A 363-nucleotide genomic window follows, 5' to 3' on the forward strand; every position below is an offset into this window, starting at 1 on the left:
CACCATCAAAGGTATTGAGGTGATGCGTGCACTACGCAAAGGCCAGGCCTCAGCATTTTATTATGGTGATCCCCTGGGCGAAATGCGCCTGGTAAGCAGAGTTTTTGAAATGTAAGGCCTTTGAATAAGACAAAAGGCTGCCTCATCGCTAACTTTGCAACAGTGCCGTTCGAATTGCTTGTTGTAAAGATCCATTTTTCAGTTTCGCTTCAAAAGCTTGATTCTGGCCTCGTTAAATTCCTCTTCAGAGATGTGACCATCTTCCTTTAGCTTTGCCCATTTTATTAGTTCGTCAGCTACAGAATATTGCTTTAACTTTTCTCCTTTGATTATGTCTACCTCTGACTGATTTACTGAGCTTTT

General features: G+C 41.9%; 1 pseudogene. It reads left to right on the forward strand.

Annotated elements, in window-relative coordinates:
• A pseudogene (locus tag M992_RS14365) lies at window positions 1-115 on the forward strand (IS6 family transposase); the annotation flags it as partial.
• Between the last annotated feature and the right edge of the window lie 248 nt (window positions 116-363).

It is taken from the genome of Moellerella wisconsensis ATCC 35017 (assembly GCF_001294465.1).
Taxonomy (GTDB): Bacteria; Pseudomonadota; Gammaproteobacteria; order Enterobacterales; family Enterobacteriaceae; genus Moellerella; species Moellerella wisconsensis.